Here is a 22456-nt window from a genome sequence, read left to right as displayed (position 1 = left end):
AGAAAGGCCTGTCTCACGACAGGCCTTTTTTGTTATTAGCAGATCAACATCATAATGAAATACACTTTAAAAACTTTTAGAAAAAAAATACTTGCAGATACCATAACTCCTGTTTCAGTATACTTGCGTTTGCGGGATAAGTTTCCTAATAGCTTATTGCTTGAAAGTAGTGACTACCGGGCTAACGACAATACCTTCAGTTACATTTGCTGTAAACCCATCGCGTCTATTACGGTTCAAGATGAATGTGTAAAAGAGATTTTTCCTGATGGCACTACTAGAGAAACAAATATCACCTCAGAAACAGATGTGGTAGGTATTATCGAAGCTTTCGCTAAAACTTTTGATACAGATAAAAATGACCAGAAATTTATTCAAAATGGTCTTTTTGGTTATATGAGTTATGATGCTGTGCGTTATTTCGAAAATATTTCAGTTACTAAAAAAGAAGGAGCCTTACAAGTGCCTGATATTTACTACGCAGTCTATCAAAATATTATTGCCATAAATCACTTTAATAACGAGGCACATATTCTCTCCCATACTTATAATGAAGATAATAATCTAGAGGAAATTGCTCAGTTACTTAAAATCAAAAGTTTTGCAGAATATAGTTTTAAGTTAGAAGGTGAGCGCACAAGTGTTACCACAGATGAAGAATTTAAAGAACTCGTAAGCACCTGCAAAAAACATTGTCAACGAGGTGATGTTTTTCAGATTGTACCTTCAAAACGGTTTTCACAAGCGTTTAGCGGTGACGAATTTAATGTTTACCGAAGCTTGCGTAGTGTAAACCCTTCTCCATATCTGTTTTATTTTGACTACGGAAACTTTAAAATTTTTGGCAGCTCTCCTGAAGCACAATTAATAGTTCAGGATGGTAAAGCTGAAATTCATCCTATTGCCGGCACGTTCAAACGCACAGGAAATGATGAGCAAGATGCAGATTTAGCAAAGAAACTTTCTGAAGATGCTAAAGAAAATAGTGAGCACGTTATGCTTGTTGATCTCGCGCGTAATGATCTAAGCCGCAATGGTTCTAACGTAAAAGTAGAAACGTATAGAGAAGTACAATTCTTTTCTCACGTGATTCATTTAGTGAGTAAAGTGACAGGTACAAAACACCCGGAAACCTCCACAATGCGTGTGGTGGCAGACACTTTCCCTGCAGGCACCTTAAGTGGTGCACCTAAACACAATGCAATGAAATTACTTGAAAGTTATGAGCCTATTAATCGTGACGTTTACGGTGGGGCAATTGGTTTTATGGATTTTAATGGCAATTTTAATCACGCTATAATAATTCGTTCATTTTTGAGTAAAAATCACAAATTACATTACCAAGCTGGAGCTGGCGTTGTTAGCGATAGTGTTCCTGAAAAAGAATTGGAAGAGGTTTATAATAAATTAGGAGCCCTTACTAAAGCACTTGAATTGGCTGAAGAAATTTAAAGAAATTAATTCGCAGACAGAATTAATTTCTTTGCTTCTGCTCTTAAAGTAGAAGCATAAAATAAATAATGAATAGTAAAGCATTTTATGCTAATTAAATATGGAAACTAATAATACAAATACAAAAGCGTCAGCATCTTTAAAAGGTTCTAAACAGCTTAAAATATTAGTTATAGATAACTATGACAGCTTTGTATATAATTTAGTACACTATCTGGAGGAACTGGATTGTACGGTTACGGTTAAACGCAATGACCAGCTAGATCTTAATGAAGTGGAACAATACGATAAGATTCTATTATCTCCGGGTCCCGGTATTCCTGATGAAGCAGGATTACTTAAGGAAATTATCAAGCAATATGCTCCTACAAAGAGTATGCTTGGTGTTTGCCTTGGCCAACAGGCAATAGGAGAGGTTTTTGGTGGTAACTTGACTAATTTAGACAAAGTTTTTCACGGCGTTGCAACCTCAGCAACACAACTAGTGGCAGACGAGCCGCTTTTTAAAAACATCGATAAAGAATTTGAAATAGGCAGGTATCATTCTTGGGTGGTTTCTTCTGAAAATTTCCCTGTTGATTTAGAGATTACCTCACTGGATCAAAACGGACAAATAATGTCATTGCGACACAAACACTATGATGTACGTGGCGTGCAGTTTCACCCAGAATCTGTATTAACTCCTGAAGGAAAGAAAATGATTAAGAACTGGGTGGAAAGTTAATTTTCTCACTTCAGTTTCAGCGCCAAGCCACCTATTTTAAAAAGTAAACTTGGAAGCTTTTATAATACAATTACAAATTAAAAACAGTTCTCTCTAATTGGAGAGATGCCCTGAGCAGCGAGCAATTATGAAAACTATATTAAACAGACTCATTAATCACGACCAACTCTCAAAAAGCGAAGCACGTGAGGTATTAGTAAACATATCTGAAGGAAAGTATAATTCGAGTCAGATTGCTGCATTTATTACTGTTTATATGATGCGCAGTATTACCGTAGAAGAGCTTGCAGGTTTTAGAGATGCTCTTTTGGATTTGTGTATCGCCGTTCCTTTTGAAGGTTATAATGCTATTGATTTATGCGGTACAGGAGGTGATGGTAAAGACACTTTTAATATCTCTACGCTATCCTCATTTGTAGCAGCAGGTGCAGGTGTGCATGTTACAAAACATGGTAATTACGGAGTGTCCTCTGTAAGTGGAAGCAGCAATGTGATGGAACATTTAGGCATTAAATTTAGTAGCGATAAAGATTTTTTAAAACGCTGCCTTGATGAAGCAGGTATTTGTGTGTTGCACGCTCCCCTATTTCATCCCGCAATGAAAAATGTAGGTCCTATACGTCGTGAATTGGGAGTTAAAACCTTTTTTAATATGCTCGGCCCTATGGTTAATCCTGCATTCCCGCAGAACCAATTAGTGGGCGTTTTTAATCTGGAGTTAGCAAGAATGTATGGCTACTTATACCAGCAGGCAAATAAGAATTTCACCATTCTTCATAGCATAGATGGATATGACGAAATTTCTCTAACAGGTGCTACAAAAGCGATTAGAAACAAAAGTGAACGCATGTTGTATGCCGAGGACTTTGGGGTAAAACAGATTACTCAAAAAGAAATATATGGCGGTGATACCATAGAATCCTCTGCAGCTATATTTAAAAAAGTTATAAGTGGTAATGGCACTGAAGCACAAAATAATGTGGTAGCGGCAAATGCAGGAATGGCAATTGCAACTGTAAATAATCTCGAGCCCAAACAAGGTTTTGACCTGGCAAAAGAATCATTACTTAGTGGTAAAGGTTTAGAAAGATTGAATAAACTAATCGAATTAAGCAAAAATCACTAGTTGAAAGCTAATTGCTTAAAAGTTTTTATTAATAGTATTAGAAAATTATAACGTGAATATTCTAGATAAAATAGTCGCAGATAAATACAAGGAAGTTGCGCTAAGAAAGCAGTTAATCCCGGTAAAACAACTTGAAAATTCAGTTTTATTTGAACGCAGGTGTACATCTCTTGCAGCTGCTTTAAGCAAGAGTAATTCTGGAATCATCGCAGAACATAAGAGACGTTCTCCCAGTAAATCTACTATAAATAATGGCTTAAACGTTCAGGACGTTGCAATGGGATATCAGAATGCCGGAGCCTGCGGAATGAGCATTTTAACAGATGGTAAATATTTTGGTGGTTCCTTAGATGATTTAATACTTGCACGTGCAGCGTCTAGTTTTCCTCTATTACGCAAAGAATTTATAATTGATACCTATCAGATTCTGGAAGCTAAAGCTTACGGTGCGGATGTTATTCTTCTCATTGCGGCTGTTCTTTCTCAGCAAGAAATTAAAAATCTTTCTGAATTTGCAAAATCGTTAGGTATGGATGTTTTATTAGAGGTTCACGATCTTGACGAATTGCAAAAATCTATTATGCCGTCGCTGGATATGCTGGGTGTAAATAATAGAAATCTCAAAACTTTTGAAGTAAGCCTGGATATAAGCAAAACATTATCAACTTCGATTCCTGATGATTTTGTAAAAGTATCAGAAAGCGGAATTAGCAGTGTTGCAGCAATAAAAGAACTGATGCCTTATGGTTATAAAGGTTTTTTAATAGGTGAAAACTTTATGAAAACTGACAATCCGGGATTAAGCGCAGAAACGTTTATTAATCAATTATAAATTGAGATCTCAAAACTGAAATACACAAGATGACACAAAATACTAGTCCCTCTTCTAGCAATAATTCGGCTTCTATAAAAGCGAAAGCATTACGCATTAAAGTTTGCGGAATGAAGTCTAACACAGCTGATGTTTCAAGACTTCAGCCAGACTATTTGGGATTTATATTTTATGATAAAAGTCCGCGTAATTTTGAGTTGCAGCAAATGCCATCTATAGCTGAAGGTGTAAAAAAAGTAGGTGTATTTGTCAATGCTGAGATTGATTTTATTTTAGAAAAAGTGCAGCAGTTTAATTTTGATGTAATTCAATTGCACGGTTCTGAAACTCCTGATTTCTGTATGAATCTGAAAAAACATCTTGCCGAAATGGTTTCAGAATTAAATCAGCCGGTTAAAATCTGGAAAGTTTTCAGTATTAAAGATGCTTTTGATTTTTCAGTTTTAGAAAGCTATGAGGCGGTAGTTGATGCATTTTTATTTGATACCAAAGGGAAAGAGAAAGGTGGGAATGGATATACTTTTGATTGGAATGTGCTAAAAGCTTATTCTTCAAAAAAACCATTTGTTCTGAGTGGCGGTATTGGACTCGAAGAAATTGAATCTGTAAAAGAATTGATAAAATTAAATCTTCCGCTCTATGCGATCGATGTTAATAGCAAATTTGAAATAGAACCGGGATTAAAAAATACAGCTGATTTAAGTGATTTATTTTCAGCTTTTAGAAATAACAAATAAAGAATCTGTCCTCGCGGAAATAAAAATAATAATATGAATTACAACGTAAACGAGAAAGGGTACTATGGTGATTTTGGAGGTGCATACATTCCAGAAATGCTTTATCCTAATGTAGAAGAGTTGCGCCAGAATTACATAAAAGTAATGCAGGAGCCAGAATTTCAGAAAGAATTTAATGAGCTTCTGAAAGAATATGTAGGACGCCCGACTCCACTGTATTTTGCGAAGCGATTTTCTGAAAAGTACGGGGTTAAAATATATCTCAAGCGTGAAGACTTATGCCACACAGGAGCGCATAAAGTAAACAATACCATTGGTCAGATCTTAATGGCAAAACGTCTAGGTAAAACGCGTATTATAGCAGAAACGGGTGCAGGACAACACGGCGTGGCGACTGCAACAGTTTGCGCTTTAATGGGACTAGAATGTATCGTTTATATGGGAGCTGTGGATATTAAGCGTCAAGCACCTAATGTTGCTCGTATGAAAATGCTGGGTGCCACGGTCGTATCTGCAGAGTCTGGTAGTAAAACATTAAAAGATGCTACTAACGAAGCAATTCGTGATTGGATCAATAATCCTACAGATACACATTATATTATAGGCAGTGTGGTGGGACCTCATCCTTACCCAGATATGGTAGCTCGTTTTCAGAGCGTTATATCTGCGGAAGTAAAAAAGCAATTACTTGAAAAAGAAGGACGTGAAAATCCAGATTATGTAGTTGCTTGTGTGGGCGGCGGCAGTAATGCAGCAGGTATTTATTACCATTATCTTGATAATCCAGAAGTAGGTATAATCGCTGTAGAGGCAGCAGGAAAAGGAATTCATAGTGGTGAAAGCGCGGCTACATCAGCCTTAGGTAAGGAAGGAATCATTCACGGTAGCAAAACGCTACTTATGCAAACAGCAGACGGTCAAATTACAGAGCCTTATTCTATCTCTGCAGGTCTCGATTACCCAGGTGTAGGACCTATGCACGCTAATTTATTTAGAAGTGGCAGAGGCGAATTTATTAGTGTCACTGATGCTGATGCTATGAAAGCAGGTCTTGATTTAAGTAAATTAGAAGGTATAATCCCTGCTATAGAAACTTCCCACGCACTTGCAATTTTTAACGATCGTAAGTTTAAAAAGGATGATATTGTAGTAATTAACTTAAGTGGCCGGGGTGACAAAGACCTTAATACTTACATAGAATATTTTGACCTAGCATAGGGGCGTTTCCCTACTCTATTGAGCAGGGTCGGGCTTTCGGCAGTCGCTTTTTTCAAGTAGTAATTACTACTTAAAAAAGAGCTCCAACAAAGTCTCAATCCCTAACTCAAATTCAAAACATATAATAATTTCCGCCTTTGCAGAAATAACTAAAGACAACTCAAATGAATAGAATAAATAAACGATTACAAGAAGATAAAGAGCTTCTATCGATATACTTCACCGCCGGTTATCCAGATTTAGAAGATACCGTTCCTGTACTTGAAGAGCTAGTGAAATCTGGAGTTGATATGATTGAAATAGGTCTTCCTTTTAGTGATCCACTTGCAGACGGACCAACAATACAGGAGAGCTCAACAGCAGCATTAAAAAATGGAATGACTACTGCCAAGCTTTTTGAGCAGATAAAGGATATTAGAAAAATGGTAGATATTCCGCTTATTTTAATGGGATATTTTAACCCTATGCTACAATATGGGGTTGAGGCTTTTTGTGCAAAATGTGCCGAAATAGGAATTGATGGTCTAATAATGCCAGATTTACCACTTGCCGAATATCAAGAACACTATCAATCTATATTTGAAAAATATGATTTAAAAATGGTCTTTTTGATTACTCCGCAAACTACAGACGAGCGCATAAGACAAATTGATTATGCTACTAATAGCTTTATTTATATGGTAAGTAGCGCAAGCACTACCGGTAAAACATCAGGTTTTGGTAATGTACAAACCGATTACTTTAAACGTATCGCAGCATTATCACTTAAAAACCCGCAAATTGTAGGATTCGGAATAAAAGATGAAGACACTTTTAAGGCTGCTACGGCAACAGCTAAAGGAGCAATAATAGGATCTGCTTTTATAAAAAACCTTACTGAAAATGGCATTTCCGGTATTGTCGACTTTATTAAATCTATTCGACCATAAGCAATTAAATCTTAACCCGTTTAGTTGCTGAGTCTTAACCTTGTTTTAGGATGCCGTTATAATATATTAACAAGACTACTTTGTAAATTTATAATGAACTAAAAAACAAGAATCATGGACAAGAAATTTGATAGAAAAACAGACCAAACAACTCCCACCAATCCAACGGGAAATAGAAACATAAAAACAAATAAAGTTGATATTGATGAACCAACAATCAAAGATCAGCAAAACAAAAAATAGCTGAATTATTCAGCATAAAAAAAGGCATTACTAACGTAATGCCTTTTTTTTATTTAAACTCGAAATATTATTCTGTTTTGTTTTCAACAAGCTTATACGTAGGATCTTCCATAATATTTACATCTATTATAGCTTCCGCATTCTTTAACAAGCGAATGCAGTCTTTACTTAAATGTCGCAAATGAACTTTTTTACCTACCTTATGATAACGCTGCGTGACAACATTTAACGCTTCAATTGCAGACATATCTGAAACGCGACTATCTTTAAAATCGATAATCACCGTTTCGGGATCGTTTACCACATCAAATTTCTCTATAAAATTTGTCGTTGACGCAAAAAATAACGGTCCGTATATCTCATAGTGTTTAACACCGTCCTCATCGACAAATTTTCGAGCTCTAATGCGTTTAGCACTTTCCCAAGCAAAAAACAAGGCCGATAAAATCACACCTACAAGTACTGCTAATGCAAGGTTATGAAGTACTACTGTAATTACGGCAACAATTATAACTAAGAAGATATCCTTTTTAGGTACTTTATTAAAAATTTTGAGGCTTACCCATTCAAAGGTTCCTATAGCTACCATAATCATAACTCCCACCAAAGCCGCCATAGGCACATGCTCGATTATAGGAGCACCAAATAAAACGATCATTAATATAGTTAGGGCAGCGATTATTCCAGAAAGACGTGCTCTTGAACCTGCTGATAAGTTTACAAGCGTTTGTGCAATCATCGGGCATCCTCCCATCCCGAAGAAAAAGCCATTAAGCATATTAGAACTTCCCTGAGCAATACACTCTCTATTCCCATTACCTTTAGTTTCAGTAATCTCGTCGACAAGATTTAAGGTAAGTAAACCTTCTGTAAGACCTACTGCAGCCATCACCATAGAATAGGGCGCAATAATTTTCAATGTTTCAAAACTTATGGGAATGTTTGGGATATGAAATGGAGGGAAACCACCACTCACCGATGCAATATCTTTAACCGTTTTAGTATCTATTCCTAAGAAATAAACCAGTACAAATACAACAATTATGGCTACTAATGAAGAAGGTACTGCTTTGGTGAATTTTGGTAAAAAAACAACTATCGCAATAGTTAGAGCAACAAGACCCGCCATTATTAACAAAGGAGTACCTGTCAACCAGGCAACCTCTCCATTTACAATAGTTTTAAACTGTTTAATTTGTGACATAAAAATCACAATAGCGAGACCATTCACAAATCCAAACATTACAGGATGCGGTACCAGCCTAATAAATTTACCCAGTTTAAACAGACCTATCAAGATTTGAATTACTCCGGCTAAAGCTACCGCGGCCAGAACATATTCTAGTCCATTAGAATTCATTAAAGCAATTAAAGTAATCACTGTGGCTCCTGCGCCACCAGAAATCATACCTGGTCTTCCTCCAAATATTGCTGTTATTAATCCTGCTATAAAAGAAGCATACAATCCCATTAAAGGGGGGAAACCAGCTAAAATGGCAAAAGATAATGATTCTGGAATCATTGTCATTGCAACGGTAAGTCCTGCTAGAATTTCGGTTTTGTAATTTACTTTTTGTGTTAAGTCGAAGAGGTTAAATACTTTTCTCATAAAATAAATAAGATTGCATTCGGTAATTATAGTATCGCTATTTACATTCAAGTGGCATTCTACGATGCTAAAAGAATAATTTAAAGAGCGATTAATACTTAGAAAAACCGAAAATGACTGTAACTAAAGGGGTTAATTTTTATGCATTCAAGCTGCAAAATTAACCTTTTATATGAGAAGAGTACACTAGACTTTTAAAGAATAGTTTGTATACAATAAGAGTGACATTTTATATGAGTTTCAGTTTAAAACCGCTGCTAAATAAAAATTGATTTGATTCTTATAATTAAGCCTAAAACTTTATCAAATTAGAAAATATCGAGCTCATAAATAAGATTTCTAATAATTATAAATAGTTCGTAACCTGTATTTACACTCCCGTTAAATTTATACTAATGCGCTGATATAAAGTCAATGCAAAATTCTTATATATTATTTTCGTAAAAAATTAAATTTATGAAAACATATCTCTACGCCGCAGTTAGTTTATTGATGCTTTCGGCATGTAAAAATGAAAAATCTGTTTCTGATGCTGAGAAAGAAGAACTAGCAGACAATGGAATTACTACAGTACAAACTGCTGTAGGTCCGCTAGATCTTGTAGCTCCTTTTTCATCTGAATCTCAAGTAAAAGAGAGTAAAGTTGTAGGATGGGAAAATGGCAAAACACCTATTGCCCCAGAAGGTTTTGTAGTAACTCGTTTTGCAGACTCTTTAGAACATCCTCGATGGACGTATGTAGCTCCTAATAATGATATTTTTGTTGCTGAAGCAAACACAAAAAAAAGCGCTAATCGCATTACACTTCTTAGAGATAGTAACAATGATGGTGAAGTAGATGCCAGGTTTGTTTTTAAAGATGGCTTAAATCAAAATTTCGGAATGCTTATTTTAGACAATTATTTCTATATCGCCAATACAGATGGTTTGTACCGATACCCATATAAAGAAGGCCAGACAAAATTAGAGGGTGAAGGAGAAAAAATTGTCCCTCTTTCTGCTAGTGGTTATAATAATCACTGGACTCGTAATATTATTACCAACAGTGCAAAAGATAAAATTTATATTTCTGTAGGATCTGCTAGTAATGTAGGTGAACAAGGAATGGAAAAAGAAGAACGTCGCGCAACAATACTAGAAGTAAATCCAGATGGTAGTGGTGAAGTTGTTTATGCATCTGGACTTAGAAATCCTGTAGGAATGGACTGGAATCCAGTAACCGGAGATTTATGGACAGCAGTTAATGAGCGTGATGAATTAGGAAATAACTTAGTGCCAGATTACGCAACTAGCGTACAAAAAGGAGGCTGGTATGGATGGCCTTACAGTTATTATGGCCAAATTAAAGATCCGCGTTGGGCAGATGATCCACACCAGGACTTAGTTGACAAAGCTATTATGCCAGATGTACCTTTAGGATCTCATACAGCTTCACTAGGTTTTACTTTTTATAAAGCAGACAAATTTCCAGCAAAATATAAAAATGGAGCATTTGTGGGTCAGCACGGCTCTTGGAATCGTGTACCTTTCTCAGGTTACAAGGTGGTTTTCATACCTTTTGAAAATGGTAAACCACAACCTGCAGAAGATTTCTTAACTGGATTTATTGCTAATGATGGAGAAAATAAAGTATACGGTAGACCAGTAGGAACAACTGTAGGCCCTGACGGATCATTATTAGTAAATGATGATGATAGTGGCATTATCTGGAAGATCTCTGCAAAATAATCTATGAATAACATAGCTATTCTTTTTCTGCTGTTACTTTCAATTTGTGCTCAGGCACAAGTGAAGGCAACAGCAGATTCTGTTTTGACCCGTAACGCACTAGGCGAAGTTTATATAACTTCTACTCCTATTCAAAATGAATTGCAGCGCATACCTGCTTCGGTAAACGTAATCAGTTCTGAAGACTTACAACGTGGCGATCAACTTTCTATCGCTAACGAAATAAACAAAAATCCCGGAATACAAATGCAGCAAGGCGCACTCAATACGAGTCGTATTAGCATAAGAGGTCTGGGAGCTCGCAGTCAATATTCTACAAATCGAGTTAAAGCTTATATTGAAGGTATACCGCTAACCACCGGTGAAGGTGAAACCACACTTGAAGATATAGACCTCAACTTGATAGACCGTCTTGAAATAATTAAAGGACCGGCAAGTAGTAGTTATGGAGCCGGGTTAGGTGGCGCGATTAATATTTCGGTTATAAAACCTAAACCACAAAGTACTTCTGTAAGATTAAATAGCCTAGGTGGCTCATTTGGTCTTTTTAAAGGAGGTGCTACTGCTCTACTTGCTTCAGAAAACACAGCCGGCTTTTTTAGCTACAATCATCTTGAAAAAAATGGATACAGAGCTAACAGCAATTACAATCGTAACACATACACCGCTTATGCTAAAAATCAAATTAATGCGGTAAGTGCACTTACTTTTTTTGGTAATTATACACGCTTAAAAGCATTTATACCGAGCTCCATAAACGAAGATGATTTCAAAAACAACCCTGAAAAAGCTGCTTTCACCTGGGCTCAATCACAGGGGTATGAATCCTACGATAAAGGATTAGCCGGACTTTCTTATAGTTGGAATTTAAATGAATCAAATTCCTGGACAACCAGCATATTTACAAATTTTAGAGATGGCTATGAGCCTAGACCGTTTGATATTTTGGACGAAAACTCAGTTGCTTTTGGAGTACGTAGTAATCTAGCTTCTTCCTTTTCAGTTTTAAATATTCCCATAAGCAGCAATATTGGTGTTGAATATTTTGATGAGCATTATAAAGCAAAACTGTATCAAAACCTATATGAAGATACCAATGGCAACGGTAGTTTACAGGGAGATCTTTTTAGTAAACAGGAACAAGATCGTAAATATCTCAATTTATTTGCTCAGGCAAATCTTAAATTATCAACGCGTTTACAAGCTGAAATAGGGCTTAATTATAACCATAGCAGATACGTACTTGATGATTATTTAAACGAATCAGAAATAGATAATTCTGGAGTCTACACGTATCCGCGTTTGTTTTTACCTCAGGCAGGATTAACTTACGAACTAGTGAATGATAAATACTTATATGCCACAGTGAGTCGTGGTTTTTCACTACCTACAGTTGCAGAAACACTTACTCCTGAAGGAGCCATTAATCCTGAAATTAAACCAGAAACCGGATACAATTATGAAGTGGGTCTAAAAGCACAATGGCTGGATAAAAAGCTATACACCGAACTAGCCTTTTATACGGTTCAAGTTTCAGATTTACTAGTTGCAGAACGTGTAGATAATGATCAGTTTGTAGGTAGAAATGCCGGAAAAACTTCTCATAATGGAATTGAAGTTTTGATGAATTACAAAGATCGTATGTTTAATTCGCTATTAATTAATCCTTACGCTTCACTTACTATTAACGATTATTCATTTGAAGATTTTACCGATAATGATATTGATTATGCAGGGAATGACCTTACCGGAGTGGCAGACAAAGTATTTAATCTTGGTTTGGATTTAATTCACGATTCGGGTTTACGCTTTAATGTAAACTATAGACATACTGGAAAAATCCCACTAGATGATGCAAACAGCATTTACAGTGACAGTTATAATCTTGTAAATCTGCGGGCTGATTACGAGTTTAAAATAGCTCAGCAATTTACTACTACGCTTTATAGTGGTGTAAATAATGTTTTTGACACCAATTATGCCGCTCAGGTTTTACCTAATGCAACAGGATTTGGTGGTGCTGCACCTCGTTATTATTATCCCGGAGATCCGGTAAACTTCTATATTGGACTTAATTTGAATATATTTTAGAACTTAAACAGCTGCTTACTAGCCGCCTTCTGACTCCTTGTTAAAATTTTCAAGCTCAGCTTTAAAATTTGCACTTAGTTTCATCAAGGCGTCTAGTAAATCCAGCTGATGTTCGGGTAGTAGAAGTTCTCCCTTTAACTGCATAGCATCACAGTACTCAAAAAATAAATTTTGATAGTAAGGTTCGATTTCTAATTGACGGGTTAAAAATTGCTGATCAAAATAATCATTAGTAGCAAATAGTTCCTGGTACTGCTCATACGTTATAGGCGCATATTCCTTTTGTTGCTTTGATGGATCTTTTTTAAACAACCCCATAAAACGCTTAGCCAGCATTATAAAATCTACCCCATTACTGGTATATTGAGGTCTGTATTTTTGAGGATTTTGCTTGATGTCATTTTGAATTAGGGTATTAACTTCGGCGGTATATTCTTCCTGACTAAATTTTTTCTCCTTTGGGGCTTCCGTAAGACGCACCTCATCCAATTCATTTAAGTTTTCATTAAGCTCTACAACCCAACGCTTTTCTAGCTGATAAGGCTCAATAATAAAAATTTGAGTTTCCATAAAGGGAGCGCTAAAAACCAAGGAATCATTGATTCTTGCAGCAATACTAAAATCGCCTTCATCTGTAGTTACCATACTCCTATTTTGAGTACGATTTTCTACCAGTACTCCCGGCACTCTTTTATCTCCTGCGTAAACTTTACCGCTAGTATTTTGTGAATAGCCTGAGAAGGCCAATATAAATATCCCCAGAAATAGAAGTACTTTATAATTCATATATAAAACTAGAGATTAAATGTGTTAGTTTTCGGTAATTGCTAGATCGTGGAATTCATCGCTTCTTTTCAATAAAAAATCTAAAAACCGAATTTGATTCTTTTTATCTAATAATCTGGAATCTATCTGCTGACTTTGACAATAGTCAAAAAATGTAGGCTCCTCTTTTTTAGAAACGGCTAATTGATTCCGAAGCAAATCTTCATTAAAAAAATCATCTTTCTTAAAGAAAACAATTAATTCTTCAAGACCTAAAATTCTAAAACGCTTGGCTGCCTGATTATCATTTCTCTTTTGATTATTAATACCCTTAAGTATCATTTTGCCTAAAGCAATAAAATCGATTCCGCCCCCAGAAGATGGCGGGCTATAAGCGTAGGGGTTATCTCTAATATCTTTTTGAAGCCAGCTATTAAAGTTCTTGCTGTACTCGGCAACACTAAACTCCTTCGCCTTAGACATACCCGTTAAAAGCACCTCATCAAGTTCGTTTCTATTTTCTAATAATTCTACAACCCAAATCTCATTTAAATGATATTCTTGTACACGAATTATTTGGGTTTTAAAAAAGGATGCGCTAAAAACCAAAGAGTCACCAATATTTGCAGCAAAATTAAAATCTCCTTTAGCATTTGTAGAAGCCATGCTATTTTGAGTAGTATTAATTATCAACACACCTTCCATAGGTTTGTTATCTGCGTACACCTTACCTGTAGTTTTTTGAGAATAGCCCTTAAGAACAATTAAAAGAATAATGAAAACTAGAATTTTTCTCAGCATAAAATAGATCTGTTAATTAAAGACCTATTCGCTGTCAAAAAGTTGCAAAGATTTAAATGCGGACAGCGTCTGGTACTAACCCCGTGTAGTCACCTCCATTGCGTATAACGTCTCGCACTATTGATGAGGAAATATAACTTTTCCCAGATGATGTAAGCAGGAATACGGTTTCAATTTGAGAAAGTTTTCTATTTGTATGTGCGATTGCCTTTTCAAATTCAAAATCCCCGGGGTTTCTGAGTCCCCGCAATATAAACGCACTATCTGTTTCATTACAAAAATCAACCGTAAGTCCTTTGTAGGTCATTACTTTAATTTTTGGCTCGTCTTTAAATGATTCTTTCAAAAAAGTTTCTCGCTGTTCTAAGGTGAACATATACTTTTTATCTGCATTAACACCTATAGCTAAAATAATCTCGTCAAAGAGTTTTAACCCACGCTCAATAATATCGTAGTGACCTAATGTAAGTGGATCAAAAGATCCTGGAAAAACTGCGCGTTTCATAGACGTTATATCGATTGAAATTAAAAGTACAAAATGTATGAGGAATATTTATTGAATCAATAAGCTTTCAACTGAAAGCAAATTGACACTTTTATATAACCTCTATTGGTTAAGCGCTTGCTCGATTACATTATCAAATAAGTCTGTCAGACTCATGCCTGCTACTTTTGCCTGCTGCGGAATGATACTAGCCGGACTCAAACCCGGAGTTGTATTTACTTCTAGAAAATGAGGCTCCCCATTATGAAAAATAAATTCTGCACGTGTAAGGCCTTTTAGTTTTAAAACTTTAAAAACCTTTTCTGCTTCTCGCTGTACTGTGCTTGTTTGCTCGTCGCTGATGCGTGCAGGAGTGATTTCTTGTGATTTACCAGCATATTTTGCTTCATAATCAAAGAAGTCATTGTCACTTACAATTTCGGTGACCGGCAACGCTTGTATTTTTCCGTGGTAATTAATTACACCTACAGAAACTTCTGTGCCCTCTAAAAATGATTCGATTATAATTTCGTCATCCTCTTTAAACGAAATTGCAATTGCCGCTTCGAGTGCATCTTCTTCATAGACTTTAGATACCCCAAAACTGCTACCTGCTTTATTGGCTTTTACGAAACAGGGTAAACCTACCTTCGCAACAATTTCTGAAGTATTTATAACATCACCTTTATTTAAAAAATAATTTGTCGCCGTTTTAATACCATACGCACTAAGTACACTTATACAATCACGCTTGTTAAAAGTAAGGGCGGCTTCATAATAATCACAAGCTGTTTGAGGAATACCCAGCAACTCCAAGTAGGCTTGAAATGTGCCATCTTCTCCGGGAGTTCCGTGAATGGTATTAAACACACAGTCAAATTTTATCTTTGTACCGTCTATGGTAATAGAAAAGTCACTTTTATCTACCGGAAATGGTTTGTGATCAGAATGGCTGCAAAACCAACCTTCCTTTATTATAGAAATAGGATAAACTGTATACTTTGAAGTGTCAAGATGTTTACAAACTGTATTTCCACTAAGCATCGATATCGCTACCTCGCTAGAAAAACCACCCATTATAACCGCTATATTTTTTTTTGACATAGTAAATAATAACTCTTTGCGTTTCTTAATAATAAATCGGGTTCAAAGAACGCTATTTTTAGAATAAATAGGCAAAAAAAATGATTGCAATTGAGGGTCACCCAATTTTAAACTAAGTTTGTAGCCGCAAAATCGCATGTGTATGGGACTAATAAAATTTATATTTAGCAAAGCATTTTTAATGCAGCTACTTCTTGCCTTAATCGTATTGGTTATTTTAGGATTTGCCTTTATGTTTTGGCTTAGCTCTTCTACAAATCACGATGAGCGCATTGCAGTTCCCGATCTTAGTAAAATGTCGTTAAGCTTAGTAAAGCAAGAGCTTGACAATGCTAATTTAAATTACATTGTGATTGATTCTTCTAATTACAATCCAGATTACCCTACGTACTCTGTCATAGAGCAAAATCCTGCAGCAGGGAAATTTGTAAAGGAAAACAGAAAAATATATCTCGTTTTAAATCCTTCCGGATACCGCGAGATTGCAATCCCTGCATTAGTAGGAAGAACACAGCGCCAGGTAGAACCTACATTACTTGCTTTAGGATTCAAAGTAGGTAGAATAGACCTGCGCGATCACATTTCTGAAGATGAAGTTTTAGAATTAAGACATAACGGGACTACCCTAAAAGAAGGTGACAGATTGCGTAAAATGTCTGTTATAGACCTTGTTGTAGGCAATGGAAAAGATAATTATTACAATAATGCTACTGAAGATTCAGTAGATATAGATGATTCTATTAACGAAGATGAAGAATTAGAAGATGCAGGATTTTAATACAGAAGGACCAGACGAACAAGAAGACGAGCTTTTTGAACATTATAATTTTACCGCAGGAAAAGGTCAAGAACCTCTGCGTGTAGATAAGTTTTTAATGAATTTTATTGAGAAAGCAACGCGTAATAAAATTCAAACTGCAGCTAAAAACGGAAATATTCAAGTTAATGGTGCAGTCGTAAAACAAAATTACAAAGTAAAAGCAGGTGATGTCGTTCGCGTAATGTTTGAGCATCCGCCGTATGAGTTTTTACTTACTCCAGAAAATATTCCGTTAGATATAGTTTATGAAGATGACACACTGCTGGTGGTAAACAAACCTGCAGGCATGGTCGTTCATCCGGGACATGGTAATTACAGTGGCACATTAATAAACGCTCTAATCTATCATTTCGAAAATTTACCTGAAAACAGTAGCGGCAGACCGGGACTTGTACATAGAATTGATAAAGATACAAGTGGCCTGCTGGTGGTGGCAAAAACCGTAGCTGCAATGACTCACCTTGCCAAACAGTTTTTTGATAAAAGTAGCGAGCGCGAATATGTAGCAATCGTTTGGGGAAATGTCGAAGAAGAAGAAGGTACAGTTGAAGGTCATATAGGCAGACATCCTAAAAATCGTATGCAGAATACAGTTTTTCCGGAAGGTGATCAGGGTAAAGAAGCTGTAACGCATTATAAAGTTTTAGAGCGTTTGGGTTATGTAACTAAGATTTCGTGTAGGTTAGAAACCGGTCGTACCCATCAAATACGCGTGCATTTAAAATACATAGGACACACCCTATTTAACGATGAGCGCTATGGAGGAGATGCTATTTTAAAAGGCACCACCTTTACAAAGTACAAACAGTTTGTAGACAATTGTTTTAAAATATTGCCTAGACAAGCATTACATGCTAAAACATTAGGTTTTGTGCACCCTAAAACCGGTGAATGGATGAGCTTTAACAGTGATATCCCACAAGATATGGTAGACTGCATCGAGAAGTGGCGTGGTTATGCCAAGCATGCGATGGAGTAATTTTTGATAGCGCTTACGCGGAAAACTTATAGTTTATCTTAAATTTAAAGTATGCTAGATTTTATACCTGAAAATTTACAGACAATACTCATTGTCGTTGTCCTTGCCTTATTATTTCTTGCGGTAATGAAAAATAATAAGCGTAATCAAAGTAAAATGAGGGATCGAAAACGACGCAGTTTTAGAGCGGACTACTTTGAAAGAAAAAACCAGCGTGATCAGGGAGATAATTCCTCAAATTAAAAAATTCAATATCTTGAAAATTTATACAAAAACCGGAGATAAAGGTACTACAGCACTCTTTGGAGGAACGCGTGTTTCTAAACACGACATTCGTATTGAAAGTTACGGTACACTTGACGAACTCAATTCACATATAGGTTTGCTACGCGATCAAGAAATAGATTCAAATAGTAAAAAACAACTTATTACTATTCAGGAAAAACTATTTGTTATAGGTGCAATTCTTGCGACTGACCCTGAAAAGGCAATCTTAAAAAATGGTAAAGAACGATTAGATATTAAGCGTATAAATGATCTTGATATCGCACTTCTGGAAACCGAAATGGACATCATGGATGAACAGCTACCTCCTATGACTCACTTTGTACTTCCCGGAGGGCATCAAACAGTGTCATTCTGTCACATAGCGCGCAGTGTATGTCGTAGAGCAGAGCGACTGGCAACTGCTCTTTATCAAGAAGTTCCGTTTGAAGATAATGCCTTAAAATATTTAAACCGTCTTTCTGACTATCTCTTTGTAATGGCACGTTTCTTGTCAAATCAGCTACAAGCAAAAGAGATTAAGTGGATACCAGAAAAATAGCTTTTCAGTATTCGTTTTAAGTCATAAGTACCGTTATCTTAACAGATTACATACGTTCTTAAAAATAATATTGAATTAATTGATATTTTCCTTGGTTATTACGCTAATAAATTTATTTTTGCAAAAAATTAAATACGTTAACTATGTACTGGACATTAGAACTAGCCTCTCACCTAAGCGATGCACCTTGGCCGGCTACCAAAGATGAATTGATTGATTATGCAATTAGAACGGGAGCGCCACTTGAGGTTGTAGAAAATTTACAATCTATGGAAGATGAAGGTGATTCTTATGATTCTATTGACGAGATATGGCCAGACTACCCGTCTGACGACGACTACCTCTGGAATGAGGATGAATACTAGATTTTACATCACGTAAACACATAAAAAGTCTCGCATTGAGGCTTTTTTTTTGCTTAAATTTGAACTGCTTGAGAAAGCAAATTGTCGTAACATAGCGTTGCGTTTATCGGAAGATTAATTTATTAATAGCCACGCCTCAAGCGCAACTTAAGCAATCTATTGATAATAAACTATTTACCAAATTATGGGCTTATTAGATAAAGTATTAAAGGTATTTGTAGGAGACAAATCAAAACAAGATGTCGCCTCTATACAACCTATTGTTGAAAAAATAAAAAGTTTCGAATCTCAACTCGAGAAACTTTCTCACGATGAATTAAGGCAAAAAACTACTGAGTTTAAAGCTAAAATTGCTAACGCTCTCGCAGATAATAACGCTGCTCAACTCAAATTACAGGCAGAAGCAGATGAAACTGAGGATATAGATCGCAAAGAAGAGATCTACACAGAAATAGATAAGCTTAAAGATGACGCCTACACTATAAGCGAGCAGGTACTTAATGATATTTTACCAGAAGCTTTTGGCGTTGTTAAAGAAACTGCTAAACGTTTTTACCACAACACTTCTATTAAAGTTACCGCAAATGCATTTGATCGCGAATTGAGTGCAGAAAAAGATTATGTAACCTTAGATGGTGATCACGCAGTCTGGGCTAATAGCTGGGATGCAGCTGGTAAAGCAATTACGTGGGATATGATACATTACGATGTACAGCTCATAGGTGGTGTGGCAATGCACCAAGGTAAAATTGCTGAGATGCAAACGGGTGAGGGTAAAACCCTGGTTGCTACTCTTCCGGTTTATTTAAATGCGCTTACCGGAAAAGGGGTTCACTTAGTAACAGTAAATGATTACTTAGCTAAAAGGGATAGTGCCTGGATGGCACCTTTGTTTAATTTTCACGGTCTTACCCTTGATTGTATAGATTTTCATAAGCCTAACTCAGCAGCGCGTCGCAAAGCATACGCGGCAGACATAACTTACGGTACAAATAATGAATTTGGTTTTGACTACCTAAGAGATAATATGGCTCACGCGCCAAACGATCTGGTACAACGCGCTCCTAATTATGCAATTGTTGATGAGGTTGACTCGGTACTTGTAGATGATGCCCGTACCCCATTAATTATTTCTGGGCCGGTTCCTAAAGGGGATCAGCACGAGTTTGATGCTTTAAAACCTAAGATTGATAGCTTAGTTAATTTGCAACGCCAGCAATTGACAGGTACGCTTTCAGAAGCCAAAAAATTAATAGCTTCCGGCGACACAAAAGAAGGAGCTATATTATTATTACGCGTTTACAGAGGTTTACCTAAAAACAAAGCGTTAATTAAATTCCTTAGTGAAGAGGGAATTCGCTTACTGCTACAAAAAACCGAAAATCAATATATGCAGGATAACAATCGCGAAATGCATGTGATTGATTCTGACCTATATTTTACAATAGATGAAAAAAACAATCAGATAGAACTTACCGATAAAGGTATTGAGCATCTGTCTGGTAAAGACGATCCTAATTTCTTCATCATGCCAGAAATGGGCGTAGAAATTAATAAGATCGAGAGCGCTAACTTAACTTCTGAAGAGGAAGCTGAAAAGAAAGAAGAACTTTTTAGAGAATTTAGCATTAAGAGCGAGCGTATTCATACGATGAATCAATTGCTTAAAGCTTATACCTTATTTGAAAAGGATACTGAATACGTGGTAATGGACAACAAAGTAAAAATTGTTGATGAGCAAACCGGTCGTATTATGGATGGGCGTCGTTACAGCGATGGCCTACACCAAGCTATCGAAGCAAAAGAACATGTAAAAATTGAAGACGCTACTCAAACTTTTGCAACCGTAACACTTCAGAATTACTTTAGAATGTACCGCAAACTTTCAGGGATGACGGGTACAGCTGTTACAGAAGCAGGTGAACTTTGGGAAATTTACAAGTTAGATGTTGTAGAAATCCCTACAAATCGTCCAATCGCACGAGATGATCGTGATGATAAAGTTTATAAAACTAAACGCGAGAAATACAATGCTGTTATAGACGAAGTACAAAATCTTGTAGATGCGGGAAGACCTGTACTTATAGGTACCACTTCGGTAGAAATCTCAGAATTGTTAGGTAAAATGCTTTCGTTAAGAAAAGTTCCTCACAATGTATTAAACGCGAAGTTACATAAGAAAGAAGCAGATATTGTAGCAGATGCAGGTAACTCTGGTCAGGTAACTATTGCTACTAACATGGCAGGTCGTGGTACAGACATCAAACTTAGCAAAGCTGTAAAAGATGCTGGTGGTCTCGCTATCATAGGTACAGAACGTCACGATTCAAGACGTGTTGACCGCCAGTTACGTGGTCGTGCCGGTCGTCAAGGTGATCCAGGTAGTTCGCAATTTTATGTTTCTTTAGAAGATAACTTAATGCGACTTTTCGGTTCAGAACGTATCGCAAAAATGATGGACCGTATGGGTCTTAAAGAAGGAGAAGTTATTCAACACGGAATGATTTCTAAATCTATAGAACGCGCTCAAAAGAAAGTAGAAGAAAACAACTTTGGGGTACGTAAGCGTTTACTAGAGTATGATGATGTGATGAATGCACAGCGTGAAGTAATTTACAAACGTCGCTACCATGCTTTGTTTGGAGAACGTCTGCGTGTAGATATCGCAAATATGATCTATGATACTTCTGAAGTAATTGCTGAAACAAATAAAGCGGCTCAGGATTATAAGAATTTCGAATTTGAATTAATTCGTTTCTTCTCAATGAGTAGTCCGGTTGATCAAAAGGAATTTGAGTCAACTTCAGCTAAACAACTAGCTTTAAAAGTTTATGATGCTGCTCTTATACATTACAGAGAAAAAATGGAGCGCAACGCAGCAGTTGCCTTCCCTATCATAAGTAATGTTTATGAGAATCCAGATAGTAATTATGAGCGCATTGTTGTTCCTTTTTCTGACGGTATCAAAGAACTTAAGGTGGTAACAAACCTTAAAGAAGCTTATGAATCTAAAGGGAAACAGTTAATTACAGATTTTGAAAAGAATATAACATTAGCGATAATTGATGACGCCTGGAAAACTCATTTACGTAAAATGGATGAGCTTAAACAAAGCGTTCAATTAGCTGTTCACGAGCAAAAAGATCCTTTATTAATTTATAAGTTTGAAGCTTTTGAATTGTTTAAGCAAATGATTGACCAGGTTAATAAAGATGTAATTTCTTTCCTATTTAAAGGAGAATTACCTGTACAACAAGAAAGCCAGATTAGAGAAGCTCGACAAGTGAAGCAAGCTGAAAAAGTGCAAACAAGCAAAGAAGAAATTCCTAATCTTGATGAGCGCGCTTCACAAAACAGATCTGCTGGCAATACGCAACCTCAACGTCAACAAGTGACTGAAACAATTACTCGTGAACGTCCTAAAATAGGTCGTAATGATAAAGTTACTATCAAGCACGTTATGAATGGTGAGAACAAATCGATGAAATTTAAACAGGCAATTCCATTGCTAGATAATGGGGATTGGGTTCTTGTAGATGAATAAGAAAACATCCTAAAATTCTTTAAAAAACACCCGTTAATAACGGGTGTTTTTTGTTAATAACATTCGTGAAATCACTCCT

At 36.2% G+C, this 22456-nt stretch carries 20 protein-coding genes; 15 read left to right on the top strand and 5 right to left on the bottom strand.

What is annotated here, in order from left to right:
* Window positions 1-54 precede the first annotated feature (54 nt).
* The 8 genes from ABVM53_RS10630 (at window position 55) to ABVM53_RS10595 (ending at window position 7261) form a co-directional block, all read left to right on the top strand.
* Window positions 55-1452 carry an anthranilate synthase component I family protein gene (locus ABVM53_RS10630; RefSeq protein WP_405325880.1) on the top strand — a complete coding sequence of 466 codons (1398 nt, stop codon included), beginning with the start codon at window positions 55-57 and terminating at the stop codon, window positions 1450-1452.
* A 100-nt stretch (window positions 1453-1552) separates the two neighbouring features.
* Window positions 1553-2176 carry an anthranilate synthase component II gene (locus tag ABVM53_RS10625; RefSeq protein WP_405325878.1) on the top strand — a complete coding sequence of 208 codons (624 nt, stop codon included), beginning with the start codon at window positions 1553-1555 and terminating at the stop codon, window positions 2174-2176.
* A 127-nt stretch (window positions 2177-2303) separates the two neighbouring features.
* On the top strand, window positions 2304-3302 hold the full coding sequence (trpD, locus tag ABVM53_RS10620) for an anthranilate phosphoribosyltransferase (protein ID WP_405325876.1): 999 nt from the start codon (window positions 2304-2306) through the stop codon (window positions 3300-3302).
* A 52-nt stretch (window positions 3303-3354) separates the two neighbouring features.
* On the top strand, window positions 3355-4134 hold the full coding sequence (gene trpC, locus ABVM53_RS10615; RefSeq protein WP_405325874.1) for an indole-3-glycerol phosphate synthase TrpC: 780 nt from the start codon (window positions 3355-3357) through the stop codon (window positions 4132-4134).
* A gap of 29 nt (window positions 4135-4163) precedes the next feature.
* A complete protein-coding gene (locus ABVM53_RS10610; RefSeq protein ID WP_405325872.1) occupies window positions 4164-4871 on the top strand; it encodes a phosphoribosylanthranilate isomerase in 708 nt (235 codons plus the stop codon).
* Window positions 4872-4904: 33 nt separating this feature from the next.
* Window positions 4905-6089: a tryptophan synthase subunit beta gene (gene trpB / locus ABVM53_RS10605; protein WP_371455904.1), complete on the top strand. Its 1185-nt coding sequence runs from the start codon at window positions 4905-4907 to the stop codon at window positions 6087-6089.
* A 164-nt stretch (window positions 6090-6253) separates the two neighbouring features.
* Window positions 6254-7018, top strand: coding sequence for a tryptophan synthase subunit alpha (gene trpA, locus ABVM53_RS10600; RefSeq protein ID WP_405325870.1), 765 nt, complete (start codon window positions 6254-6256; stop codon window positions 7016-7018).
* A gap of 114 nt (window positions 7019-7132) precedes the next feature.
* On the top strand, window positions 7133-7261 hold the full coding sequence (locus ABVM53_RS10595; RefSeq protein WP_262707489.1) for a hypothetical protein: 129 nt from the start codon (window positions 7133-7135) through the stop codon (window positions 7259-7261).
* A gap of 67 nt (window positions 7262-7328) precedes the next feature.
* Here ABVM53_RS10595 and ABVM53_RS10590 read toward each other — a convergent pair whose 3' ends face one another.
* Window positions 7329-8870 carry a SulP family inorganic anion transporter gene (locus ABVM53_RS10590; protein WP_405325867.1) on the bottom strand — a complete coding sequence of 514 codons (1542 nt, stop codon included), beginning with the start codon at window positions 8868-8870 and terminating at the stop codon, window positions 7329-7331.
* 456 nt (window positions 8871-9326) lie between these two features.
* Between ABVM53_RS10590 and ABVM53_RS10585 the strand changes: the two genes are divergently transcribed.
* A complete protein-coding gene (locus tag ABVM53_RS10585) occupies window positions 9327-10598 on the top strand; it encodes a PQQ-dependent sugar dehydrogenase (RefSeq protein ID WP_405325865.1) in 1272 nt (423 codons plus the stop codon).
* A gap of 3 nt (window positions 10599-10601) precedes the next feature.
* Window positions 10602-12689 carry a TonB-dependent receptor family protein gene (locus ABVM53_RS10580; protein ID WP_405325863.1) on the top strand — a complete coding sequence of 696 codons (2088 nt, stop codon included), beginning with the start codon at window positions 10602-10604 and terminating at the stop codon, window positions 12687-12689.
* 18 nt (window positions 12690-12707) lie between these two features.
* Here ABVM53_RS10580 and ABVM53_RS10575 read toward each other — a convergent pair whose 3' ends face one another.
* The 4 genes from ABVM53_RS10575 to ABVM53_RS10560 all read right to left on the bottom strand — a co-directional run bounded on the left by ABVM53_RS10575 (window position 12708) and on the right by ABVM53_RS10560 (window position 15843).
* Window positions 12708-13475: a hypothetical protein gene (locus ABVM53_RS10575; protein WP_405325861.1), complete on the bottom strand. Its 768-nt coding sequence runs from the start codon at window positions 13473-13475 to the stop codon at window positions 12708-12710.
* 24 nt (window positions 13476-13499) lie between these two features.
* On the bottom strand, window positions 13500-14255 hold the full coding sequence (locus tag ABVM53_RS10570; protein WP_405325859.1) for a hypothetical protein: 756 nt from the start codon (window positions 14253-14255) through the stop codon (window positions 13500-13502).
* A gap of 52 nt (window positions 14256-14307) precedes the next feature.
* A complete protein-coding gene (gene coaD / locus ABVM53_RS10565) occupies window positions 14308-14760 on the bottom strand; it encodes a pantetheine-phosphate adenylyltransferase (protein WP_128758777.1) in 453 nt (150 codons plus the stop codon).
* Window positions 14761-14862: 102 nt separating this feature from the next.
* Window positions 14863-15843: a D-alanine--D-alanine ligase gene (locus tag ABVM53_RS10560; protein ID WP_405325857.1), complete on the bottom strand. Its 981-nt coding sequence runs from the start codon at window positions 15841-15843 to the stop codon at window positions 14863-14865.
* Window positions 15844-15985: 142 nt separating this feature from the next.
* Here ABVM53_RS10560 and ABVM53_RS10555 point away from each other — a divergent pair, with 142 nt between their 5' ends.
* The 5 genes from ABVM53_RS10555 to secA all read left to right on the top strand — a co-directional run bounded on the left by ABVM53_RS10555 (window position 15986) and on the right by secA (window position 22377).
* Entirely contained in the window at window positions 15986-16621 is a 636-nt protein-coding gene (locus tag ABVM53_RS10555; RefSeq protein ID WP_128758779.1) for a PASTA domain-containing protein, read from the top strand.
* On the top strand, window positions 16608-17642 hold the full coding sequence (locus ABVM53_RS10550; protein ID WP_405325854.1) for an RluA family pseudouridine synthase: 1035 nt from the start codon (window positions 16608-16610) through the stop codon (window positions 17640-17642). Before ABVM53_RS10555 ends, ABVM53_RS10550 begins: the two co-directional genes overlap by 14 nt.
* 256 nt (window positions 17643-17898) lie before the next feature.
* Window positions 17899-18468 carry a cob(I)yrinic acid a,c-diamide adenosyltransferase gene (locus ABVM53_RS10545; RefSeq protein ID WP_371455892.1) on the top strand — a complete coding sequence of 190 codons (570 nt, stop codon included), beginning with the start codon at window positions 17899-17901 and terminating at the stop codon, window positions 18466-18468.
* Window positions 18469-18611: 143 nt separating this feature from the next.
* Window positions 18612-18833 (top strand): DUF2795 domain-containing protein, encoded by a 222-nt coding sequence (locus ABVM53_RS10540; protein WP_028374482.1) that lies wholly within the window; start codon window positions 18612-18614, stop codon window positions 18831-18833.
* A 184-nt stretch (window positions 18834-19017) separates the two neighbouring features.
* The gene (gene secA / locus ABVM53_RS10535) at window positions 19018-22377 is read left to right on the top strand and encodes a preprotein translocase subunit SecA (RefSeq protein ID WP_405325851.1); all 3360 of its coding nucleotides are present in this window, start codon (window positions 19018-19020) and stop codon (window positions 22375-22377) included.
* Window positions 22378-22456: the final 79 nt, after the last annotated feature.

It is taken from the genome of Leeuwenhoekiella sp. LLG6367-2.1 (assembly GCF_045055775.1).
Taxonomy (GTDB): domain Bacteria; phylum Bacteroidota; class Bacteroidia; order Flavobacteriales; family Flavobacteriaceae; genus Leeuwenhoekiella; species Leeuwenhoekiella aequorea.
The sequence above is the reverse complement of the archived record's forward strand: the minus strand, read 5'-3'. Positions and strand labels throughout refer to the sequence as shown.